This window comes from Protofrankia sp. CiP1_Cm_nod4, from assembly GCF_982290645.1.
This window is the reverse complement of sequence record NZ_CEVIVC010000081.1, coordinates 16,113-21,152: the sequence shown is the minus strand read 5'-3', so window position 1 is coordinate 21,152 and position 5,040 is coordinate 16,113. Positions and strand designations below refer to the sequence as shown.

Here is a 5,040-nt window from a genome sequence, read left to right as displayed (position 1 = left end):
GACACCGGTCCCGATGACGACGAGGGCTGGAAGCCGTCCAGTTCTGTCCGTAAGAAGACGGGCCGGCCGGGTACGGTGACGGCACGGGCCTCCTCCCCGGGCGGCGCTTCCAGGGACACCGGGGCACGAGGGCCTGAGCAGCGTTCGACGGCGTCCGGGGCCGTGAAACGTGCGGCCGGCCGGCCGGTCAGCCGGCGGGGTGAGCCGGATCCCGGTGACGACATCGACGACATCGACGACGCGGACGACGACATCGATGATGGCGGCGGCTTCGGCGCGGGGCTGCTGGCGCGCTACCGGCACGGGTGGACCGGCCCGTTGATTGTCGCGGTACTGGTGTCCCTGGTGGCGTTCGGGCTGTACGCCCTGCTGTCGGGCGGGACGGAGGATTCCGCAACGGGGGCTCCGGACGCCCGGGTGGATCCCGGCGCCACCGCCGCGGCGTCCGCGTCCGGGGGCGCGTCGACGCCGGCGACGAGCAATCCGGACGCCACAGCCGGCCGGGCGCTGGTCGACGGCACCTACCGCTGCTATCGGACGGCCGACGGTGACCCGCCGGCCGACGGGGCCGCCTCGGCCGGCAGCCGGAACTCCCAGGCGTCCACGGCACTGCCGAACAGGCTCGTCGTGCCACGCGAGAGCGGCAGCTATCGCTGGGACGACCAGCAGGGCACCTACTCGATCACAAAGAACAGCCTGAGTACCGACAGCGTGATTTTTGCCGATATCCAGTTCGCCGACGGTCCACTCAAGAACATCAAGGCGCTGTTCATCAACCGGGCGGGCGCTGGCGACGCCGGGAAGGACGGCGGTTTCCTGACCTTCAAGGACGGATCGAACCGGTGGTGTGCGATCAACTAGACTCCGGGTCCGGGAAAAACCGCGATCATATGTTCTCCGGCCGGTATCCCCACCCGTCGGAGCCTGCTCCCGCCGGCCCCGACGGGTGGGCCGAAGGAGAAACCTTCCGTCCCCGGTCTGGTCTGCTGCGTGTCGACCGGGACCCAGTGCCCGGGTTTGAACCAGCGTGCGGCAGGATCAGGACTCATGCTCCACTCTGACCGCCCGACACACGCCGGACAGGGACGCCTCGACGCAGTGTCGGATACCGACGGCCCCGAAGCGGCCGGCCCGGGCGGGCCGCCTGCCGCGGCCCGGGGAAGCGAGTCTTCCGAGCCCCGTGGGTTTCCCGGGCCTTCCGGGTCACTCGTCGGGCCTCCCGCACCGGTTCCGCCGCCGTGGCGGGAATCCCGGGCGCCGACGGCGGAGCCCGTCGCGGGGAGGAAGCAGGATCAGGTCTCCCAGCAGGTTCCCCCCGGCGCACCCCCCGCCGCCGCAGGCCGCTCCGGTGATGCCGGTGGGCGTTTCCTCAGCCGGCGCACACTGCTGACCCTGGCCGGCGTGGCGACCGCCGGGGTTCCCCTTGCCGCCTGCGGTGGCTCCGGGAGCGGGGCGAAGGCGAAGCGGGTCATCAGGATCGGCTATGTGAGCCCGCAGACGGGGGCGCTGTCCGCCTTCGGTGCCGCGGACAGGTACGTCACCGACACCATCCGGGCCTTCTTCCAGCGCCAGGGCGGAATGACCATCGGCGCGCGCACCTATCCGGTTGAGATCATCGTCCGGGACAGCCAGTCCGACCAGAACCGCGCGGCCCAGGCCGCCGACGACCTGATCTACACCGACCGGGTGGACATCGTCCTCGTCGCCTCCACACCGGAGACCACCAACCCGGTCTCGGACCAGTGCGAGGCGAACGAGATACCGTGCATCTCCACGGCCGCCCCCTGGCAGTCATGGTTCAACGGGCGTGGTGGCGACCCGGCCCGTCCGTTCAAGTGGACCTACCACTTCTTCTGGGGCCTTGAGGACGTGACCAGGGTCTACCGGAACATGTGGGGCCAGTTGCCCACCAACAAGAAGGTCGGTGCGCTCTGGCCGGACGACTCCGACGGCAGAACGTTCGCCGACGAGACCATCGGCTTCCCGCCGGCCATAACCGCCGGGGGCTACACGCTGGTGAAGCCTCCCTCCTTCCCCGCCGGGACGCCGGACTTCACCATCCAGCTGGACGTGCTCAAGCGGGCCGGCGTGGACATCCTGACCGGCGTGCTGACGCCGGCGGACTTCCAGACCTTCTGGAAGCAGGCGGCGGCGAAGGACTTCAGCCCGAAGATTGTCACGGTCGCCAAGGGGCTGCTGTTCCCGGGCTCGGTCCAGGCCCTCGGCCAGGAGGGCAACAATCTCGGTACCGAGGTCTGGTGGTCGCCCTTCCACCGGTTCAAGAGCTCGTTGACGGGGGCCACCCCGGCCACGCTGGCCAAGGACTTCACGGACAAGACCGGTTCCCCCTGGGTGCAGACCCTCGGCTTCGTGCACGCGCTCTACGAACTCGCCACGGAGGCGTTGGCCCAGGTCGGCTCGCCTGACGACCGGGCGGGCCTGGCGGCGGCGATCGGGAAGCTGCGTGCGAACACGATCGTGGGGGAGGTCGGTTTCGGCGGCTCGGCCGACATTCCCAAGAACGTGGCGAAGACGCCTCTGGTCGGGGGCCAGTGGCGGACGGCGGGCGCCGGCTACAGTCTGGTCATCGTCGGCGACGAATCGATCAGTAACATTGCCGCGCAGCCAGGGCGGCTGCTGCCGTACAGCAGGGTTGTCCAGGGGCCCTGAGAACAGCCACCCGCTCGATCCGGTCCGCCCCCTGGCGCCCGGCTCTGTCGCACCGGGCCCGCTCGGTGCGACAGAGCCGGGCGCTGTCCCTCGTGTGCCTGTCCTTGGTCCGGAGGAACAGCCCGCGGCCGTGGTGGACCGGGCCGGGGCCGCAGGCCTGGGCCATCACGAGGACGACGTGTCACGCCGGGCCGGTGCGGCCCGGATGGAGGATCAGGTCCTGGCCACCGCTCGTGACATCGTGTGCTCGACCACCGCGATCAGCGCGCTTTTCGTCGAGTGGCGGTTACGCGCGTCGCAGGTGATGATCGGTATGCTCGGGTTGATCTGCAGGGCTTCCCGGACGTCGTCTATGGAATGCCGCAGGATCCCGTCGAAACAGTTCACCCCGACGACGAATGGCAACTGCCGCTGTTCGAAGTAGTCCACGGCCGCGAAACAGTCGGCGAGCCGCCGGGTGTCGGCCAGGACGATGGCACCGATGGCGCCCCGCACGATGTCGTCCCACATGAACCAGAACCGGTACTGTCCCGGCGTGCCGAACAGATAGAGGATCAGATCCTCGTCCAGGGAGACCCGGCCGAAGTCCATTGCGACCGTGGTCGTCGTCTTGTCGGAGATGTGGGTCAGGTCGTCGACGTGCGCCCCCGCCTCGGTCATGACCGCCTCGGTCCGCAGCGGAACGATCTCGGACACCGAGCCGACAAAAGTCGTCTTGCCGGCGCCGAAACCACCAGCAACGACAATCTTGACCGAAGTAGTGGCGACGGAGGAGTTGACCCGCCTCCGGTCAGAGCTTGCGAAGGCCACTGAGCACCCTTTCGAGCAGCGCGAGGTCCGGCGCCTCGTCGCGGTCGGGTTGTTGGTGTACCCGGACGTAACCTTCGTCCGCCATGTCACCGACCAGCACCCTGGCGACTCCGAGGGGAACCCGCAGACCGGCGGCGATCTCCGCAACTGATCGCACCTGCCGGCACATGGCGGCGATTGTCTGTTGTTCCAGGGCAAGTTGGATTGCCCGTTCTTCACCAAAGGACGTTGTGACGACAAGCGCCTCGATGGCGAGTTCGTATCGTGAACGCGTCCGGCCACCGGTCATCGCGTAGGGACGGACAACCGGCCCCGGGGTATTCGCGGGATCGGTACTCACCCTGACCCCCTGTGCTCCTGTCGGTTCACCGCGGAAGGATCCCCTGCAGCTCGGCTCGCAGCGCGGGAGTGAGCACATCCGTGGTCCGGGTCACCAGCAGTGCCATCTCGTACCCCACAAGCCCGATGTCACATGACGGCGCGGCGAGAACCGCCATACTTGCCCCGTCGCTGATCGCCATGATGAACAGGAACCCATGTTCCATCTCGACGACCGTCTGTGTCACGTTGCCCGCATCGAAAACCCGGGCGGCGCCCTGGGTCAGGCTCACCAGGCCTGACGCGACGGCGGCCAACTGGTCCGCCCGGTCACGTGGGAAGCCGTCCGAGACCGCCAGCAACAGGCCGTCCGCGGAAACCACCACGGTGTGCGCGACACCGGGAACTCTTTCGACGAAATTGTTGATCAACCAGTTGAGGTTCTGTGCGTCTGAGCTCATGGGCGTCACATTTCCTCCTGGGTGTTTCGGCGAGAGCTGTGGGGGGTGTCCTGGGTGACATCACGGGCCTGCCGAACGCCCTGGTAGAAGCTGGCAAGCCGGCCACCGACCGCTTCCGGGGAGCGGGAGCCCCCCTCCGGCTGGCGCCGTGATGTGGTTTCAGCGCTGCCAGGTACGAGGTGCGTCATCGGGACACGCAACGGGAGACCGGCGCGGGTCGTCCCGGCGGGGGCGGGCTGGCGGACGGCTTCCGCGGCACGCCAGCCGGCGTCGGCCGCGGACGACCATGACACGGGCCGGGGATCCGGCGCGGCGGGCGCCTGGCGGTTCGCCAACGGAACGGGCTGGGCGTCGGCGGGGCCGGCCGCGGTGGCCGGCAGCGGGGATTCTCCCGGGGCCTGCGACCAGCCGGGCACGGGGATGTCGGCGGGTGCCGGGCCCCGGAGCCCGGGCCGGCCGGCCGGCGCCGGGAAGGGTGACGGCCGGCGGCCGACGTCACCGCTGGCGCTGACGTCGGCCGGCCGCGGTCCGGCCGGGGCACGCTGCGGCAGCGGTCCGGCCGGGGCACGCTGCGGCAGCGGTCCGGGGCGCTCCGGCGGGGCAGCGGCCCTCGGCCGGGCCGGCAGCGGATGCGGGGACGTCGGGGCCTGGCGCTGGAACCACGCGGAGACCGAATCGAAGATCGGGGTCGTGTCGTTGTCCTCGCCGTCCCGGTCGGCGGCCGGCTCCTCGGCACCGTCGGTACGGGAGGCCCGATCGACACTGTCGCCATAGGGCACGT

5 protein-coding genes and 1 pseudogene are annotated in these 5,040 nt (G+C 69.8%); 2 read left to right on the top strand and 4 right to left on the bottom strand.

What is annotated here, in order from left to right; all coding sequences use genetic code 11:
* Positions 1 to 861: hypothetical protein (locus tag AC5LSR_RS15695; protein WP_493468623.1), on the top strand; the 861-nt coding region annotated here is incomplete at its 5' end.
* Between the two features lie 186 nt (positions 862 to 1,047).
* Positions 1,048 to 2,670, top strand: coding sequence for an ABC transporter substrate-binding protein (locus tag AC5LSR_RS15690; protein WP_493464703.1), 1,623 nt, complete (start codon positions 1,048 to 1,050; stop codon positions 2,668 to 2,670).
* Positions 2,671 to 2,883: 213 nt separating this feature from the next.
* Here the strand turns inward: AC5LSR_RS15690 and AC5LSR_RS15685 are convergent, their stop codons facing one another.
* The 4 genes and pseudogenes from AC5LSR_RS15685 to AC5LSR_RS15670 form a co-directional block, all read right to left on the bottom strand.
* On the bottom strand, positions 2,884 to 3,480 hold the full coding sequence (locus AC5LSR_RS15685; RefSeq protein WP_250286492.1) for a GTP-binding protein: 597 nt from the start codon (positions 3,478 to 3,480) through the stop codon (positions 2,884 to 2,886).
* Positions 3,461 to 3,820 (bottom strand): DUF742 domain-containing protein, encoded by a 360-nt coding sequence (locus tag AC5LSR_RS15680; protein WP_013875056.1) that lies wholly within the window; start codon positions 3,818 to 3,820, stop codon positions 3,461 to 3,463. The genes AC5LSR_RS15685 and AC5LSR_RS15680 overlap by 20 nt, the downstream gene beginning before the upstream one ends.
* A gap of 25 nt (positions 3,821 to 3,845) precedes the next feature.
* The gene (locus tag AC5LSR_RS15675; RefSeq protein ID WP_250286491.1) at positions 3,846 to 4,268 is read right to left on the bottom strand and encodes a roadblock/LC7 domain-containing protein; all 423 of its coding nucleotides are present in this window, start codon (positions 4,266 to 4,268) and stop codon (positions 3,846 to 3,848) included.
* Positions 4,265 to 5,040 (bottom strand): annotated as a pseudogene (locus AC5LSR_RS15670) (hypothetical protein); the annotation flags it as partial. The gene AC5LSR_RS15675 and the pseudogene AC5LSR_RS15670, both read right to left, overlap by 4 nt.